Source organism: Bosea sp. BIWAKO-01 (assembly GCF_001748145.1).
GTDB lineage: Bacteria > Pseudomonadota > Alphaproteobacteria > Rhizobiales > Beijerinckiaceae > Allobosea.
This window is the reverse complement of record NZ_BCQA01000001.1, coordinates 3470898-3488167: the sequence shown is the minus strand read 5'-3', so window position 1 is coordinate 3488167 and position 17270 is coordinate 3470898. Positions and strand designations below refer to the sequence as shown.

15 protein-coding genes and 2 pseudogenes are annotated in these 17270 nt (G+C 62.9%); 11 read left to right on the top strand and 6 right to left on the bottom strand.

Going from position 1 to position 17270, the window contains the following annotated elements:
- Nucleotides 1–135 precede the first annotated feature (135 nt).
- Nucleotides 136–423 carry a hypothetical protein gene (locus tag BIWAKO_RS16130; protein ID WP_069879519.1) on the top strand — a complete coding sequence of 96 codons (288 nt, stop codon included), beginning with the start codon at nucleotides 136–138 and terminating at the stop codon, nucleotides 421–423.
- Nucleotides 424–481: 58 nt separating this feature from the next.
- Here the strand turns inward: BIWAKO_RS16130 and BIWAKO_RS16125 are convergent, their stop codons facing one another.
- The 3 genes from BIWAKO_RS16125 to BIWAKO_RS16115 form a co-directional block, all read right to left on the bottom strand.
- On the bottom strand, nucleotides 482–1579 hold the full coding sequence (locus BIWAKO_RS16125; RefSeq protein WP_244523461.1) for a TylF/MycF family methyltransferase: 1098 nt from the start codon (nucleotides 1577–1579) through the stop codon (nucleotides 482–484).
- 355 nt (nucleotides 1580–1934) lie between these two features.
- Entirely contained in the window at nucleotides 1935–3383 is a 1449-nt protein-coding gene (locus BIWAKO_RS16120; protein ID WP_069879518.1) for an ABC transporter ATP-binding protein, read from the bottom strand.
- Entirely contained in the window at nucleotides 3373–4173 is an 801-nt protein-coding gene (locus BIWAKO_RS16115) for an ABC transporter permease (protein WP_141740106.1), read from the bottom strand. The genes BIWAKO_RS16120 and BIWAKO_RS16115 overlap by 11 nt, the downstream gene beginning before the upstream one ends.
- 216 nt (nucleotides 4174–4389) lie before the next feature.
- Between BIWAKO_RS16115 and BIWAKO_RS16110 the strand changes: the two genes are divergently transcribed.
- From BIWAKO_RS16110 to BIWAKO_RS16080, 7 genes are read left to right on the top strand one after another with little or no spacing between them, the layout of a single operon-like run.
- Nucleotides 4390–5247: a dTDP-4-dehydrorhamnose reductase family protein gene (locus BIWAKO_RS16110; RefSeq protein ID WP_244523460.1), complete on the top strand. Its 858-nt coding sequence runs from the start codon at nucleotides 4390–4392 to the stop codon at nucleotides 5245–5247.
- A 29-nt stretch (nucleotides 5248–5276) separates the two neighbouring features.
- Nucleotides 5277–6290: a polysaccharide biosynthesis protein gene (locus BIWAKO_RS16105; protein WP_069879517.1), complete on the top strand. Its 1014-nt coding sequence runs from the start codon at nucleotides 5277–5279 to the stop codon at nucleotides 6288–6290.
- Nucleotides 6291–6292: 2 nt separating this feature from the next.
- Nucleotides 6293–7417, top strand: coding sequence for a non-hydrolyzing UDP-N-acetylglucosamine 2-epimerase (wecB, locus tag BIWAKO_RS16100; protein ID WP_069879516.1), 1125 nt, complete (start codon nucleotides 6293–6295; stop codon nucleotides 7415–7417).
- A gap of 18 nt (nucleotides 7418–7435) precedes the next feature.
- The gene (locus BIWAKO_RS16095; protein WP_074471560.1) at nucleotides 7436–8569 is read left to right on the top strand and encodes a glycosyltransferase; all 1134 of its coding nucleotides are present in this window, start codon (nucleotides 7436–7438) and stop codon (nucleotides 8567–8569) included.
- On the top strand, nucleotides 8566–9582 hold the full coding sequence (locus BIWAKO_RS16090; RefSeq protein ID WP_069879514.1) for a glycosyltransferase: 1017 nt from the start codon (nucleotides 8566–8568) through the stop codon (nucleotides 9580–9582). Before BIWAKO_RS16095 ends, BIWAKO_RS16090 begins: the two co-directional genes overlap by 4 nt.
- Complete coding sequence (locus BIWAKO_RS16085) at nucleotides 9579–10490, top strand: glycosyltransferase family 2 protein (protein ID WP_069879513.1); 912 nt, start codon at nucleotides 9579–9581, stop codon at nucleotides 10488–10490. The genes BIWAKO_RS16090 and BIWAKO_RS16085 overlap by 4 nt, the downstream gene beginning before the upstream one ends.
- Complete coding sequence (locus tag BIWAKO_RS16080) at nucleotides 10490–11107, top strand: glutathione S-transferase family protein (protein WP_084651457.1); 618 nt, start codon at nucleotides 10490–10492, stop codon at nucleotides 11105–11107. The genes BIWAKO_RS16085 and BIWAKO_RS16080 overlap by 1 nt, the downstream gene beginning before the upstream one ends.
- Here the strand turns inward: BIWAKO_RS16080 and BIWAKO_RS16075 are convergent.
- Nucleotides 11104–12037 (bottom strand): annotated as a pseudogene (locus BIWAKO_RS16075) (IS481 family transposase). The gene BIWAKO_RS16080 and the pseudogene BIWAKO_RS16075 sit on opposite strands and share 4 nt — an antisense overlap.
- 177 nt (nucleotides 12038–12214) lie before the next feature.
- Between BIWAKO_RS16075 and BIWAKO_RS16065 the strand changes: the two are divergent.
- A pseudogene (locus BIWAKO_RS16065) lies at nucleotides 12215–13284 on the top strand (IS3 family transposase).
- Nucleotides 13285–13543: 259 nt separating this feature from the next.
- Here BIWAKO_RS16065 and BIWAKO_RS16060 read toward each other — a convergent pair.
- Together BIWAKO_RS16060 and BIWAKO_RS16055 are read right to left on the bottom strand one after the other, a co-directional pair.
- Nucleotides 13544–14260 (bottom strand): ribonuclease activity regulator RraA, encoded by a 717-nt coding sequence (locus tag BIWAKO_RS16060; protein WP_069879511.1) that lies wholly within the window; start codon nucleotides 14258–14260, stop codon nucleotides 13544–13546.
- A 121-nt stretch (nucleotides 14261–14381) separates the two neighbouring features.
- Nucleotides 14382–15350 (bottom strand): Bug family tripartite tricarboxylate transporter substrate binding protein, encoded by a 969-nt coding sequence (locus BIWAKO_RS16055; RefSeq protein ID WP_069879510.1) that lies wholly within the window; start codon nucleotides 15348–15350, stop codon nucleotides 14382–14384.
- A gap of 222 nt (nucleotides 15351–15572) precedes the next feature.
- On the opposite strand from BIWAKO_RS16055, the gene BIWAKO_RS16050 reads away from it, so the two are divergent.
- Nucleotides 15573–16277 carry a GntR family transcriptional regulator gene (locus BIWAKO_RS16050; RefSeq protein ID WP_244523459.1) on the top strand — a complete coding sequence of 235 codons (705 nt, stop codon included), beginning with the start codon at nucleotides 15573–15575 and terminating at the stop codon, nucleotides 16275–16277.
- Nucleotides 16267–17184 (top strand): dihydrodipicolinate synthase family protein, encoded by a 918-nt coding sequence (locus BIWAKO_RS16045; protein ID WP_069879509.1) that lies wholly within the window; start codon nucleotides 16267–16269, stop codon nucleotides 17182–17184. Before BIWAKO_RS16050 ends, BIWAKO_RS16045 begins: the two co-directional genes overlap by 11 nt.
- The last annotated feature ends 86 nt before the right edge of the window (nucleotides 17185–17270 follow it).

Below are 17270 nucleotides of genomic sequence, written 5' to 3'. Positions count from 1 at the left end.
TACTGCGGGGCATGGTCGCCCTCAATGCCACTCACATCAAAGTGCACCGGTCGACTGTAGGCGCAAAGGGGAGCTTTCACACAAGCGATAGGCACCTCGTGGCCGACCGGACCAGCACGTTCCACGGACTGTTAGATGTCGACGTCGTCCGCGGGTTCAGCTGACCTCACCGGCAACATCAACGATATGACCATGGCGAGCGCCCTTATCGGCGCCGCCGCTGGCCTCTTCGAACGGCTGATCGCCGAGCGTCGCTATGAAACGAACGCCATCCAGGCCGGCATGACCAGTCAAGGCCCCGAGGTCGTCATCCGCACCAGGACCAGCCGGCGCAATGCCTTCCCATACTTCACAAGAGCCCGTAATCTCGTCGAGCGCCTCTGGTGCAGGTTCAAATATTGGTGGAGCATCGCCCCCCGATAAGACAAGCTTGCAGCCGACGCTCTCATCGCCGCAAGCATCGTGCAATTGAGACTTGTGCCTAGACGGGAACACGCCACCACACCGCGGCGCCGTCCACGGGGTGCATCGGCGCCTCGATGCCCTGCTGCTCGCGAAAATCGTGAATCGCCCGGGCACAAGGCTCGAGAACATAATCGTCAACGATGACGAACCCGCCCGGCGACACCTTGTGATAGAGCGCGTGGAGTGCATCCATCGTGCTCTCATACATGTCCCCGTCGAGCCGCAGCACGGCCAGCCGGTCGATTGGCGCGACGGGAAGAGTGTCCTTGAACCAACCCTCAAGGAAGACCACCTGTTCGTCGAGAAGCCCGTAACGGCGAAAATTTCCGGCGACGACCTCACGCGAGACGGCGAGTTGGGCGTAGGTGTGATGCGTGTCCCCCGTGTCGGCCGGATTGCGCGATGCGTCGGGTTCGGGCAGACCACGAAAACTGTCGGCTACGAAGACCTTGCGGTCTTTCGCGCCATAGGCCTTGAAGATTCCCTTGGCGTAGATGCAGGCGCCGCCGCGCCAGACGCCAGTCTCGATGAAGTCGCCGGGAACGCCCTCTTCCAAAGCCTGCGTCGTCAGCATGCGCAAATTGCGCATACGGGCAGTGCCGATCATCGTGATCGCCTGTTCGGGCCAGTCGCGGCCAATGGCGCGCAACGACGGGTCGAACTTGCGTTCCGTCCAGGGCGCTTGCGAGCCGTCCTCGATCAGCAGGCCGGTCAGAGACGCCTCCAGCAGGTCAAGATAGAGGTCTGCGGCGCTTCCGTCGCCTCCCGGGGCAGCGCGGTCACCGCCCAATTGGCGTCCGAGGCGGGCGACAGCCTCCTCCTGACGTGCGCCCACCCCGAGGGTTTGGGCCGAGACATTATCCAGCTTCACCAGAAGATGGTTGAACTGGTCTTCGAACGCCGCTTTAGCAGCTAAGCGTTCGGTCAAAGCGCCGCGCTCCTCGCGCAACGCGTTTCGCTCGGCGACGAGCCTGGATGCTTCCTCGCGCAGCAGGCTTTCGCGCGTGTTAGCTTCGATCTGGTGTTTCTCCAGGGCCCGCAGAGCGCCGATGCGCTCGGAATCGAGCTGGGTGAGGGTGGCGTAATAGCGTCGCAAACCCGGGAGACGATTCAAGAAACGGGTCTTGGGGGACAATTGCGTCACTGGACGTTCCATCACTTTGCGCTCGACTCATCACAAAGGCCGAGCACTCATATCATTCGCTCGACGGGAAGGCGTGAGCCCCATCGCCATCCATGAAATACAGAATGTTGTCAATTCCGCGCCGCCGTCGCTTGGTCGATAAGCCGCGCGGGCATGATCGAGATCACAAACCGAGAGAACACTAGCCTAGAATGTCGCCGCGGTTCGTTCGCCCGTCCGTATACGTCGCCAGACAGGATTCGGCCCTGCGGGTTCCACCGAAGGGCCGCCAACTTTATCCTGCTAGCAGGCGCGAAGCGTCCGTAATCGGAGACGCGCATCGGCGTCAGGCATCGGTCGGTTCTTGCGGAAGGTGCGAATCGATTGCATCGATCTGAATGCGATCCATATCGATCGCCACCAGGACCCCGTTTCGGAAAGGCGAATGGACGTCGAACATCAGCGCGTCATGCATCCATTGATGCTGCACATGATTTTCCAGCGTTCCGGAGGCACAAGCTGCTGTCACCGAATAGCGTCCAGATGCGAGCGCGGGCAACCGGAATGCGAAACTCGTCTCAAGTATCTGGCCCGCCCGGGCCGTGATCGGACGGGCGAGGGTCGCCAGGAAGGTGTTGTCGCCCAGGATCGGCTGGCCGAGGCGGTCCTTGATATGGAAACCCACGATCGGCGCATCGAGATCGGCAAGGACGGCTACCTCGATGAGAAGCCGTACGTCCTCCCCACCCTCTATCCAGTGAAGCGGTGCCCCGTCGGCGTGAGTGAAATTGACGCGTTGGATGCGCGCCTTGCCACTCCCGAAATCGGCGCTATCTGCCATGTTCTCGAAGATTACCGGCCGATCCGGCTTGGGTGGGTCGGGGCGCGTCACGGGTTTGGCCTTGGCCTCGGGCGCCGCCCGCTCACCCGTCGTTGCCGACGCGTCGGCGGCGAGAGCATTTGCCTTGGCGCGTGGCCGCAGAATCGGTTGATTCGACAGTCCTTGCGTCTGGCTCATGATGGATGCCGAATAGGCTTCGCAAACATCCTTGGCTGAGCCCTGCATCACAAGATCGCCCTTGTCGATCCAAATCGCGCTGTTGCACAGGCTCATCACCGCGCCGGTGTCGTGGCCGCAGAACAATACAGTCCCACTTTCGCGGAACTGCCGCAGCCAGCGCAGGCACTTCTGCTGGAAATAGGCGTCACCTACCGCCAGCGCCTCGTCGATGATAAGCACGTCCGCATTGACATGGGCGATCACTGCGAACGCCAGACGCATCGCCATCCCCGTCGAATAGGTCTTCACCGGTCGTTCGATGAATTCGCCGATGTCGGCGAAGGCGAGGATTTCGTCGAAACGCGCCTGTGTTTCCTCGCTAGACATGCCGAGGATCGATGCGTTGAGATAAATGTTCTCGCGACCAGTAAACTCGGGATTGAAGCCCGACCCCAGCTCAAGCAGCGCGGCGACGCGCCCTTTGACGCGCGCCTCGCCATCGGTGGGAGCCAAGGTACCGCAGACGAGTTGCAGCAGCGTGGATTTGCCCGACCCGTTGCGGCCAATGATCGCCATGCTATCGCCGCGCGGCACCTCGAAGCTAATGGAATTCAGTGCCCAATGATCAACGTAATAGTTCTTTTCGGGCCAATCGACTCCTACCGCACGCAAGGCCGGCGCTGCCGCCCGTCTCAGGCGCGGCATTATGGCCTGCGCTAGCCTGTCGGACGGGCGCCGGTATATCTGGTAGGCCTTCGAGAGCTTCTTAGCCTTGATCGCGATCTCAGAGCACATCGGCGAACCCCGCGCGCAAGCGATTGAAGACCCAGATCGCCGCAGGTAGCGCGACCAACGCTCCCATCCACAAAAATGCCAAAGCCTGCCAGTTCGGAGCTTGGCCGAACAGCAACACGCTGCGCGTCTCCTCGACCACGATGGTCAGAGGATTGAGCTGCATTAACGTCCGGAAACTGGGTGGAACCGAAGAGATCGGGTAGAAGATCGGCGTCAGGAACATCGAGGCGGTGACGACAAAACTCACGATCTGTCCGATGTCGCGGAGATAAACGCCCAAGGCCGATAGCACATAGGCCGATGCCAGCAGCAGGAGCAGATAGGGAATAATGATGAGGATAAAGAGCGGCGCGGTTGCCTCGACGCGGCCGCTATATAGTGCATGGCCCAAGATGACGATCAGCAGGCCAAAGGCCGCGGTGATCAGGGCTCCCAGCACGACGACGACGGGCAGTGTGCCGAGCGGGAAGACGACCTTCTTCACATAGCTGCTGTGGGCCAGGATCAATCCCGCAGCTCGGTTCAAAGTCTCCGCGAGCATGGAGTGCAATAGGACGCCGACGAGCAGTATCAACGTGAAGTTGGCGTCGACTCCGTCCCGTCCAGTTCCCCACCGCGCCTGAAATACCGAGGAGAATACAAAGGTGAAGATCAAAGCGGTTAGGAGTGGCGTCAAAAACGCCCATCCGACGCCGAGTATGCTACCACGATAGCGCGCCTCGAAATCGCGCATAGTCAAACGCAAAGTCAGTTCCGTCGTCCGGCGCAGATGATCGCCCCAACTCGTCAACGCTTCAATCCTTGAACTCGCGCCGGACCTGATCGTCCGCCAAGGCGCCCCCTGTAACACCTCGCATCCTCGTCTCGCAAACGCGTTCTGCTGCGGCGGATCGGGCGGCTCGACAAGTGCAGGTCGGTTGAGTAAATCGTTCGCGCTTAGCGAACTTGGCCGAGGCGTCAGTGATGACGGAAAGACGCCGTTCTACCAAATTGATCGGAGATGCCGTTGATCAAAATCCTCATCCTGGGCGCCGGGGGCATGCTCGGCAACGCCGCCTATCGGCTCTTTGCCGCTTCGCCAGGCTTCGAGGTTGTGGGTACGATCCGAGGTGGCCCGCCAGCGGCGCTTTCGCAGAGCGCGACCGCTCGCCTGCTCGGCGACGTCAACGTGACCGATCGGGACCGCCTCGTCCGGGTGATCGGCGAAGCGCAGCCTGACGTGGTGATCAACTGCGTTGGTGTTGTCAAACAGCTCACCGCCGCCAAGGACCCGCTCGTATCTATCACTTTGAATTCGCTGCTGCCGCACCGGCTCGCCGAACTCTGCGGAGTGGCGGGCGCGCGCCTCGTGCACGTCTCGACCGACTGCGTTTTCGACGGCCGCAAGGGTGATTACAACGAGAAGGACCCGTCGAACGCCGAAGATCTCTATGGCAAGAGCAAGTTTCTGGGCGAGGTCGACTATTCTAATGCCGTCACGCTGCGCACCTCGATCATCGGCCATGAGCTTAACTCCGCCCACTCGCTGATCGACTGGTTCCTATGCCAGCCCGGCCCCACCGTGAGGGGATATCGCAGGGCGATCTACACAGGTCTGCCGACCGTCGAGTTGGCGCGTGTTATCCGCGACGTCGTTGTTCCGCGTCCGGAGCTGCGCGGCGTCTGGCATGTCGCTGCCGACAAGATCAACAAATTCGAGCTTTTGAAGCTGGTGGCGCTGGAGTACGGCAAGTCAATTGATATCGTCCCCGACGACGCGGTGACGATCGACCGTTCGATGGACGGCTCGCGCTTCCGCGCGGCGACGGGATATGTCGCTCCGCCTTGGCCAGAGCTAATTGCCCGCATGCGCTCCGCACGTTGAGCGCGCGCCAAAAGAAAGTAATCTATCCCATGGACATCAAGGGCAAGACCCTGCTCATCACGGGCGGAACCGGATCCTTCGGCAATGTTGTTCTCCGCCGCTTCCTGAGCGAGGGAATCGGCGAGGTCCGCGTCTTCAGCCGCGACGAGAAGAAGCAGGAGGACATGCGCCTCGAGCTAAAGAACGATCGCGTCAAATTCTACATCGGCGACGTGCGTGAGCCTAGCAGCTTGCGCGCCCCGATGCGCGGCGTCGACTTTATCTTTCACGCTGCCGCACTAAAACAAGTGCCCTCTTGCGAGTTCTACCCGATGGAGGCGGTGCGCACGAACGTCCTCGGCGCGAGCAACGTGCTTGAGGCCGCCATTGACGCTGGCGCCCGGCGCGTCGTTGTGCTCTCTACGGACAAGGCGGTCTACCCGATCAACGCCATGGGTATCAGCAAGGCGATGATGGAGAAGATCACGGTCGCACGCGCCCGCTTGCTTTCACAGAGTGACACCACATTGTGTGCCACACGCTACGGCAACGTGATGGCGTCGCGTGGCTCGGTGATTCCACTCTTCGTCTCGCAGGTGAAGGCTGGCCAGTCGATCACCATCACCGATCCAAACATGACGCGCTTTCTGATGTCGCTCGAAGAATCTGTGGATTTGGTCATCTATGCGTATCGCAACGCTGAGCAAGGCGACATTTTCGTCAAGAAGGCCCCCGCCTCGACGATCGGCCACCTTGCAGAGGCGGTGATGCAGATCTTCGAAAAGCGCGTTCCGATCAAAGTGATTGGCACCCGCCATGGCGAGAAGCGTTACGAGTCACTTGTCTCACGCGAGGAGATGGCGCGCGCAGCCGATCACGGTGGCTATTACCGTGTCCCCCAGGACAACCGCGATCTCAACTACGCCAAATATTTCGTCGAGGGCGAAAGTGCGATCTCGATGGCGGAGGACTACACTTCCGACAACACCGAGATTCTTGACGTTGAGGGGGTGAAGAAGTTGCTTCTCGGCCTCGACTACATCCAGGCCGAATTGCGGAACTAGACATGCGCAAGGTGATGTCGATTGTGGGCACTCGGCCCGAGCTGATCAAGATGTGTCGCGTCTTCGCCCAACTCGACGAGCAGACCCATCACGTCCTAGTCCACACCGGTCAGAATTACGATTATGGCCTCAATCAGGTGTTTTTTGAGGATTTGGACATCCGCAAGCCGGACCATTTTCTCGAGGCCGCCGGTGGCTCGGCAATCGACACTATCGCTGAGGTGCTCAGGCGCTCCGACGCGGTGATGGAGCTAGAGAAGCCTGATGCAGTGCTCATCTACGGTGACACCAATTCGGGCCTGGCGGTGATCTCAGCCAAGCGGCGCAAAATCCCAGTCTTCCACATGGAGGCCGGCAATCGCTGCTTCGATCAGCGTGTCCCCGAAGAACTCAACCGCAAGGTCATTGATCATCTCTCCGACGTCAACATGACTCTGACCGAGCACGCCCGGCGCTATTTGCTCGCTGAGGGCCTGCCGCCCGAGCTGACCTTCAACGTAGGCTCGCACATGCATGAGGTGCTCGAGCATTTCCGTCCCCGCTACGAGACTTCCGACGTCGTCACCCGCCTCGGCCTGACCAAACGCCAATTTTTCGTCGTCTCGAGTCATCGCGAGGAAAATGTCGACAGCGAGCGCAACCTTGCCGATCTGCTTGACTCGCTCAATGGGCTAGCCGAGGCCCACAGCTGGCCCGTGATCGTGTCAACCCATCCGCGCACCCGCAAACGGCTGGAGGCTCTCGGCGAGAAACAGCTCGATTCGCGCGTTCAGTTCCTGCCGCCGTTCGGTTTCCACGACTATATCAAGCTGCAAATGACGGCGGCCTGCGTCGTCTCCGACAGCGGCACAATCACGGAGGAAAGCTCGCTGCTGGGCTTCCCTGCTGTGACCATTCGCCAGGCACATGAGCGCCCCGAGGGCATGGACGAGGGGACGCTCGTGATGTCCGGGCTCACGCGTGCGTCGGTGCTTGACTCGGTCCGCTTCGTCATGCGCGCCCAGGCTACCGGGCTGACGCCGCGGCGAGTCAGCGACTATGTCGCCGGCCCTGTTTCGCGCAAGGTAGTCGCCATCGTTCTGAGCTACATCGACTACGTCAATCGGACGGTGTGGCGTAAGCAGTGAGGTCTTAGTGAGCGCTGCATGGCTGGGCTAAAGATCCTGCACATTGCTCCTCATCTGCGCCAGGGCGGCGCGGAGCGGCTGCTGTTCGAACTCGCGACGCGGGCCCCGGGCGGAGTCGCCCATCATGTAGCGCTAATGCAGGAGGAGGTGTTTTTCGACCGCGCGGATTTAATGGTCGAGGATCTCGGCTTTGACCTGACGCGCCGATTAGGGGGAGTTACCCATCTGCCGGCATCGCGTCGACGTCTACGCGCTCTGGTTGAGCGATTGAGACCCGACATAGTGCAGGGTTGGCTCTATTATGGCGCCTTCCTTAGCCTCGCCGTTGGTGGTCGGGTGCCTCTGGTGTGGTCGATCCACAACACTACGTTTCCGCGGTTTCTTGCTAATCCACCGTTGCATCTGATCGATCGCACGCTCGCCGCGCGCTCGCGCTCGATGCCCGACGCGATCGTCTATTGCGCGGCCTCAGCTCGGGCTTTTCATGAGGCGCGGGGCTATGCGCCACGACGCGGCCTCGTCATCGATAACGGCGTCGATCTTGCCCTCTTCCGTCCAGACGCGGAGCGGCGTGCAGTGCGCCGCGCCGCGTTCGGCCTCGCCGACGACGCCTTCGCCGTACTTTTAAGCGCTCGCAACGATCCGCAGAAGGACTTGCCCAATTGTCTCGACGCTTTCTCGCTATTCCGACGCGATACGCCGAAGGCACGACTGCTGCTTGCGGGACGCGGCATGAACGGCTCAGACGCGAGATTGCGCGGCCTGATCACTGCGCGCGGGCTAGGCGCTGCCGTCGTAATGCTCGGTGAGGTTTCCGATATGCCGGGCCTGCTTGACGCGTCCGACGCTGTTCTACTCGGTTCGCGCTATGGCGAGGCCATGCCCATGGCTTTGCTTGAGGCACTGGCTATGGACAAGCCGATTGCCGCAACCCGCGTCGGCGACGTAGAGCGACTGCCCTGTCCACGCGAAGCGCTGGCGCCTCCCGCCGAACCGCAATCGCTTGCCGCCGCCCTCACCTTCGCGCGGGCCGGCGATCCGCGGTGGGCGGCATCCTTTGCCGAAACCCGCGCGCGTCACGGGCTCGACGCGATGACGCGCGCCTATGAGTCCCTCTATCGCCGCCTTGCCGCACAGGAGCCGCTGTCATGACGCAGGACCCCTCGCTCGCCGTGGTTACGCCGGTATTCAACGGAGCCGACTATATTGTTGAGACCGCGTCCTCCGTCGCCGCACAGTTGCGTCCAGGGGACCGTTATGTCGTCGTTGACGATGGTTCGACCGACGACACGCGGGCTCGGCTCACGGCCGCCGATCTACCGATTGAGCTGATCAGGCAGGCCAACGCCGGTGAGGCAGATGCCGTCAACGCGGGCGTCGCGCGCGCAGACCGTGAGATCATCGGAATCGTCAATGCCGACGATCCGGTCCTGCCGGGCCTCCTCGATGCCGTGCGCGCGGCCTTCCGCGACGATGCCACCCTAGATGCGGTCTATCCGGATTGGCTCAAGATCGATGCGAACGGGCGGCAGTTAGCGAAGGTTGCGACGCGTGACTATGACTATGAGGTGCTGTTCTGCCAGCATTTCTGCCTCCCCGGACCGGGAGCCTTCTTTCGGGTCGGCGCTCTCGCCGGCGAGCCCGTGCGCGACGCCCGCGCCTCGCTGATCTCTGATTACGATTTCTGGCTGCGATACGGCCTACGCGGCGCAAAAGTAAAGCGGCTGCCGCAGGTGCTGGCGACTTGGCGGCTGCACGCTGGCGGTATAACCCGCCGTGGACAGGGGCCGCGTCTGGCGCGCCAGAAGATTGAGATGATCAAACGGCTACTGGCGCGCCCCGACCTTCCCGAACATATCCGCAAGCTGGGGCCTCAGGCACTAAGCGCCGCTTATTATCATGCCGCACTCGTCGGCCTTCGCGCGCCGGACACACCGGCCCTGCGCTACGCCCTGCAATCCTATGCGCTGAAACCGCGCTGGGCCGAACCGGTCGACGCCACGCAACGTCGCGCGGCTGGCCATCTCGCCTACGCCGCAGCGCAGCCACTGTCCGGTTGGCTACACGCGCTCGCGTCGCCCCTGCTGCCTGCTCGCTTCCACAGGCAGGCAGTTCTCGACCAGACCTTCCGCCTCGATCCCGCCGCTATTAAAGAGGAGCCATGACGACGGCATCAGCCCCACATGTCAGCGTCGTGATCCCGATGTTCAACCGCGCTGCCTGCATCCGGCGCGCGGTCGAAAGCGCCTTGGCGCAGAGCTTCGGAGATATTGAAGTGATAGTCGTCGATGACGCCTCCAGCGACGATTCCGCCGCAATCGTTACGGCAATCAACGATCCGCGCCTGCGGCTGCTGCGTCGCGAGCGCAACGGTGGTGCATCAGCAGCGCGCAACACCGGCGTCACGGCGTCGCGCGGATCGCTCGTTGCCTTTCTTGATTCGGACGACGAATGGTTTCCCCGCAAGCTCGAAATCCAAATTTCAGCGCTTGAACACGCGCCCGCCAACGTTGGGGTCTCTTGCACCGGGGTCGAGATGCATCTCCTCGACCACGCCGTTACGCGGCTGCAACCGCTTGAGGACAGTCCCGACTGGGCGCGTCGGCTGGCGATGGATTGCGACCTGAATCCCGGAACGACTCAGCTCACACGCCGCGCCGTTTTCGACACCGTCGGTCCGTTCGATGAGACGCTGCCTCGCTTCGAGGATTGGGACTGGCTGATCCGCTACACTCGCGGGGGATCGATCGTCGCGGTGCGCGAGCCGCTGGCACGCGTCTATAATCGCCGCGCGCGGCTCGGGGAGGTTGTGGAGCGGTCGGCCGTACTACTACTCACAAAGCACCGCGACGTCTTCGCCGCCCTCGCGCCGGCCGACCGTCGCAAAGCGACAGCTGACATCTGGTTGCAGGCGGCAGGCACCTACGCCTTCGAGGGTAAGTTCGGTTCTCTTGTCCGCCCGGCCGTGGCGGCCTTCGCGCAACGGCCCCTGCATACGCTCAGCCGCCTCGCCGCCGGCGCCGCGGCGGTGGCCCGCGGGCGGCTGACACGTGCCTCGAAAGAACCAGCCTGATGATCCTCTACTGCGCTCCCGCCTCTCCCTTCTCCCGTAAGGTGCGTATGCTGACGCGCCATCTCGGGTTTGAAGGCATCGTTGATGAGCGCTTCGTCGATACGGCGACGCCCGACGCCGCCTTCCTTGCCGCGAATCCGCTCTCCAAGATTCCGACGCTGATCACGCTGCAGGGCGACGCGTTATTCGATTCGGCTGTGATTGCCGCCTATCTCGACGCACAGAGCGGACATGCTCTGTCTCAGCGGGGCGACGCCTACTTTGTCGGACAGGCCTACGAAGCCCTGGCTGACGGCGTGATGGAGGCGATCGTTCTTATTATTTACGAACGGCGCTGGCGCCAGGAGGCAAAGCGCGAACCGCGCTGGACGGCGCACCAGGAGGCAAAGATTACGCGCGGCTTGGCACGCGCGAGCCAAATTGTCGTCCGCCCTGGCCATCGGCTGCAAATCGGCGACTTTTCCTTAGCTGCGGCGCTTGGATACCTCGATCTTCGTTTCGAGGGGGCTTGGCGTGCGACCTTTCCCGTCCTGGCGGGCTGGCTCTACGACTTCGCCGCGCAGGTTCCCGCCTTTGAAGCGACGCGCCATCGCGATTCCCCCTCAGTCGCGCGCTAGTTGTCGTTTCCAAGAAGGTTGTTCAACCTTGTCCATGGCCGCTTTCCGCCGAGGGCTGAGTGAGGTCGGCTGCAGTTGTAGTCGTTCGCCCATGGCTCGATGGCGGCGTGGCGCTCGTCTGATGAGGCATAGGGCCTGGCGTATGCGTAGGCTGGTCTGGATGGAGCGCTCGGCCTTGCCGTTGGTTCGCGGGGTGTATGGCCGAGTGCAGATCTGGCGGACGCCGGCCTTGGCGAGGGCTGCGGCGAAGCGCTTCGAACGATAGGCGGAGCCGTTGTCGTTTATCACGCGCTCGACCGTGACGCCGAGACGGTCGAACCAGGCGAGCGTGCGCTCGAGAAAGGCGGTCGCGTCACCCTGACTGAGGCTTGGCAGCACTTCGACATAGGCCAGCCGCGAGGCGTCGTCGATCGCGACATGCAGATGGTCCCAGCCGATGCCGCGATTGCGGCTTTGGCCGCTGCGCTTGCCGGTGATGCGATGACCGATCCCGTCGATCCGGCCCAGGCTCTTGATGTCGAGATGGATCAATTCGCCTAGCGCGGCACGCTCGTAGCGCACGATCTCGGGTTTCGGCTCGAGCGCCGACAGTCGGTTCAGTCCCAGACGGCGCAGAATGGCGCCCACGGTCGAGCGCAGCATGCCAAGCACAGCCGCGATCTGCGGGCCGCTCAACCGCTGACGCCGCAGCGCCGCGATCGCGGCGAGCCGCCGTGCACGCTTCGCGTGCCGACAGCGCCGAGGAGCCGAGCTGCGGTCGTGGTGCCTGCGCTCGCCGCCCTGCCGATACCGGCGCAGCCAGGTATGCGGGGTCCGTGTAGACACGCCCGCCGCCAGCGCCGCCGCCTTGACGGGCCACCCTCCCTCGACGCGTGCGGCCAACAGGGCTCGACCGGATGGCGTCAGGCGGGCATTGTTGTGCACGTCCATCCGGGGATCTGCGGTCCAGGAGTTGGAGCTTCACAACCCCAGCCTCTCAGCACCGCCCCGGATGAACAATCTTCATAGCTTCGACAGCTAGACGAGCTTGGGCATCTCCCGCGTTCTGGCCTGCTGCCGGTTTCGTGGACACCGAGATTGGGTGTTTCATGAAGCCGGAGGTGGCGTATGCAGCGAAGACGGTTTGGGCGTGAGTTCAAGATCGAGGCAGTTCGCCTGATCAGGGAACGTGGGGTGAGCGTCGCACAGGCGGTGCGGGATCTCGGCGTCCATGAGAACGTCCTGCGCAAATGGGTGAAGGAGTTTGCAGCCGATCCGGGGGCAGGCCTTTCCTGGGCACGGCCAGATGAAGCCAGAGCAGCTTGAGATCGAGCGTTTGCGGCGTGAGGTCGCCAAGCTCAAGGCGGAGCGCGACATCCTAAAAAAGGCCGCAGCCTACTTCGCGAGGGAAGCGATATGAGGTTCTCATTCATCGCGAGGCACCGTTCCATCTGGCCGGTGGCATGGCTTTGCGACGCGCTGGATGTCTCTCGTTCGGGGTTCCATGCCTGGCTGACCCGCTCGCCGAGCCAGCGCTCCCAGGACGACGAGGTGGTTGGCGCCAAGGTCTATGCGAGCTTCAAGGCCAGCGACCGCACCTATGGTGCCCGCCGTGTCTGGCGCGATGTCCTGGCAGATGGCGTCCCCTGCGAGCACGCCCCAGGCGGCGTGGCCTGCCGAAGGACGAAGGCGCGCGCCTCACATCGGTTATCGCACCCAATGTGCTCGATCGTCAGTTCACCGCGACGCGTCTAAACCAGCGCTGGGTCGCCGACTTCACCTACGTCTGGACGGCGGAAGGCTGGCTCTATGTGGCGGCCGTGATCGACCTGTTCTCGCGCCGTGTCGTCGGCTGGTCGATGAAGGCCGAGATGACGGCGGGACTCGTCATCGACGCGCTCATCATGGCGATCTGGCGCCGGGGCAAGCCGGACGCGTTGCTGCATCACTCCGATCAAGGCAGCCAATACACCAGCCAGCACTTCCAGGAGCTCTTAACTGAAAACGGCGTCACCTGTTCGATGGGCCGATCTGGCAACGTCTGGGACAACGCCGCGATGGAGAGCTTCTTCTCATCCCTGAAAACCGAGCGGATCAGGGGCAAGGTCTACCGAACCCGCGACGCCGCCAGGGCGGACGTGTTCGACTACATCGAGCGGTTCTACAACACCATCCGCAGGCACTCGACCATCGGCTAAATCAGCCCGGCCGAGTTCGAAAAGAAGGTGGGATTAGCTTAACTGAGCGTCCACAGAACCGGCAGCAGGCCAAAACGCCTCGATTGAGCCAGGAAAATCACTGGGAGATCCCTGCAAGCAGGGAATTGCTTTGTCCGGCCCAGAATGAAGCAGCGCTGTGGACTGATGGCGGCACGATTAGGCCATCTCGTCCCGACTTTCGCCTCTGCCTGTTCGACCCGCTACTAGCAGGCCCTGCCTTTGGCTCACCGCCCCTGCTTCAGGCCCATCCCGTCCGCCAGACCGCGAACTTCGCGTTGGTCTCCGCATTGGCCGGATAAAGTCCAAAAATGGTCTCGCCGGCGCGGACACGTTCTTCGACGAAATCCTCATAGGCCGTCTGCTCATAGGCCTCCTCGGCGATCTCATTGGCGAGATGCGCCGGGATCACGCAGACTCCCTCGCCGTCCCCGACGACGATGTCACCGGGGAATACCGGCACATCGCCACAGCCGATCGGGACATTAATATCGGCGGCGTGGTGGCGGATCAGATTGGTCGGGGCGCTCGGCCGGCTGTGAAAGGCCGGGAACGGCATCTGGGCAATGTCGGGCGAATCCCGGAAGCCGCCATCAGTGACAACTCCGGCGACTCCCCGCTGCATCAGCCGCGAGACAAGAATGCCGCCGGCAGACGCTGCGCGCGCATCCTTGCGGCTGTCGATCACCATGACATGGCCCGGCGGGCAAGCCTCGACCGCCTTGCGCTGGGGATGCTCGAAATCCGCGAAGACGCCGAGATGGTCGAGATCCTCACGCGCCGGGATGTAGCGCAGCGTATAGGCCTCGCCAACCATCCGAGGGGCCGCAGTTCCGAGCGGCCGCACGTCCTGGATGAAGGCATTGCGGAAGCCACGCTTGAACAGAGCAGTCGTCAGCGTAGCACTGGAGACGCGCTTCAGTTTTTCGCGATTTTCGGGGGTCAGCACGGACGTCATCGGAAGGTGATCCTCATTCGCTCAAAGGAGGCGGCATACGACGTTAATGAGCGCCGCTCCGGCACCGCTACACCGCGCAGCCCCAGAGCAACGCCCTTGTTCAGGCCACGGCAATCGCGGTTCATTCGATCTTTACATTCGCCTTCTGCGCCACCTCGGCCCAGCGCTTGGTTTCGGCGGCGATATGGGCGGTGAAATCGGCCTGGTTCGAGCCGACGGGGTCGACCCCGAGCTTCCTGAGTTGCTCGACCGTGACCGGCTCGCGCATGATCGCCTGCACCTCGGCAGAAAGTTTGTCGACGATCGGCTTTGGCGTCGCTGCAGGAGCGAAAAAGCCGTGCCAGGAGGTCGCGGCATAGCCCGGAATGAACTCGGACAGCGCCGGCAGGTCCTTGGCGACGGCCAACCGCTCTGGCGTTGCTGTGGCCAGCGCCCTGATCTTGCCGGCTTCCACATGCGGCCAGGCGATCGTGATGTTGTCGAAGGAAATCTGGATCTGGCCGGAGAGCAGATCCTGGGTCACCTGACCACTTGATCGGTAGGGGACATGGGCCATGTCGGTACCCGTCGCAACCTTGAACAGCTCGGCCGCCATATGCGTGGAGGTGCCGGCGCCAGACGAGCCGAAGGAATATTTGCCCGGGTTCTTCTTCAGCAGTTCGATGAGTTCAGGCACCGACTTTGCCGGCAAGTCGAGATTGACCATCAGGATATTCGGCACACTCGCCACCTGCGAGATCGGCGCAAAATCCTTGATGTGGTCATAGGGCATCTTGCTGTAGACGGCCGGATTGATCGCATGGGTCGAGACCGTGCCCATGGTCAGCGTATAGCCATCGGCCGGCGCCCTCGCGACAGCCGCGACACCGGTATTGCCGCCTGCGCCCGCCCGATTTTCGACGATGAACTTGCCATTGAGCCGCACGGCCAGCCGCTCAGCCAGGATTCGTCCGAGAAGATCGGTCGTGCCGCCGGCCGCGAAGGGCACCACGATGGTCACGACTTTCGAAGGATAGTCCGACTGCGCCAGGGCAGCCGGTGCGATCATCAGGCAGGCGGCGGCCATCGCCGCGCGTCGCGTCAAGCTCATCAGGGCTTCCTCCCTTGTTGCAGCGCCTGCGCAATTCGCGCCGGCTCGACCCTTATCGGGTTCGTTGCCCCACCACATAGCACAGCATTTCAGATTTGAAATCTGAAACTTCAGACTTGTTCCGACTTGATGTTTGTGGTGTTTGATGCGGCGATGCAGAGCGGAACGCCGGAGCCCGCCCGGGATTCGGCAGCCCCTCACGCACAGAATGCCGGAACCATGATGAGCGAGACCACAACGATCGAACCCGTCGCCCCTCACCTGCTGCGCTCCTTGCGCGAGCACGTGCATGAGCGTCTGCGCCGGGCGATCGTTGCCGGCAGCTTCCAGAACGGCGAGAGGCTGAACGAGCGCCAACTCGCCGAGATGCTCGGCGTCAGCACGACACCCGTGAAGGATGCGATCCGCAAGCTCGAAGGCGAGGGGCTTGTCCGCACCGAGGCGCGACGCGGTGTATTCGTACTCTTCTCCGCGCGCCAGGCTCTGGAGATGGCGCTAGGCCGCGCCGCGATCGAAAGCGTGATGGCGCATATCGCCGCCAATCGCATCAGCGACACCGAGATCCGCGACATGTCGCGGCTGATCGACGACATGGCGCACGCGACCGAGCACAGCGCACTAGAGGACCTCGTCAATCTGAACGAAGCCTATCACGGCGCGATCCACCGAATCTCAGGCTGCACCTATCTCGAGCGCCGGCTCGACGGGCAGCGCATGTATGATCACGCCCAGCGCATCGCGCTGCTCGGTGAGCAGGACGAACGCCGCCAGGGTTTTGGCGAGCATCAGGGGATCTTCGAGGCGCTGGCTGCCCGCAAGCCGCAGCTCGCCGAGCAGCGAATGAGGAGCCATATCGTGCGTTCGGCCAAGAGCCATGTGCGCCAGGTGTTCGGCTCCGATGCGGAGGGATTGGCCTATGACGAATGACCGTTTGCGGACCGCGTTGCGGGGAATTTCCGGTGTGCATGTCACAGCCTGGAAGGGCGACGGCGAAGCCGACTGGGCCCTGACCGGCCAGATCGTCCGGCGCATTGCGGAGGCCGGCATCCACAATATCGTCTCGGCCGGAAATACCGGCGAGTTCTACCCGATGACCACCGACGAGGTCGTCCGCAGCCATGCCGTCGCCGCCGAAGCTGCGGCTGGCAAGGCGCTGGTCACGGCCGGCATCGGCCGCTCCCTTCGCGAAGCGATCGCGACCGGCAAACTCGCAGCTGCGGCCGGTTGCGATGGGGTGATGGTGCATCACCCGCTCGACCCCTTTGCCGCGCCGCAATCACAAGCCGATTATATTCTCGCCATTGCCGAAACTCTGCCGATCCCGGTCGTCGCCTATATCCGCTCCGACGCGATCGGCGTGAGGGACCTCGCCCGCGTCGCGACCCACGCCAATGTCGCCGGCGTGAAGTTCGCGTCGAACAACATGATGCTGCTGGCCGAGTGCGTGCGCGCGACCGGGGGCACCAGCGCGAACTGGATCTGCGGACTGGCCGAAGGCTGGGCCGCACCGTTCCACGCGCTCGGCGCTCGTGGCTTCACCTCGGGCTTGGTGAATGTCGCGCCCGAACGCTCCCTGGCGATCTGGCGGGCACTGGAGGGCAACGACTATGAACTCGCCCGACGTCTGGTCGATGAGATCGTCGGCTTCGAGACCCTGCGCACCAAGTACGGCAATGGAGCCAATGTGACCGTGGTCAAGGAGGCGCTCGGCCTGCTGGGCACGCCAGTCGGCCCCGTCCGCCTGCCCGGCCTTCCCGAGCTGAACGAGAGCGAGCGCACCGAGCTGCGCCGTGTCGTTGCTGGCTGGGGCGCACGGCAAGCAGCCGCGGAATAGCCGCAAGCTTGATCGCAGAGCACCCCGACAAGGCATGCATCCCGCATTGCCGCTAGCGGACGGCTTCGCGACGCGCACAATGGCGG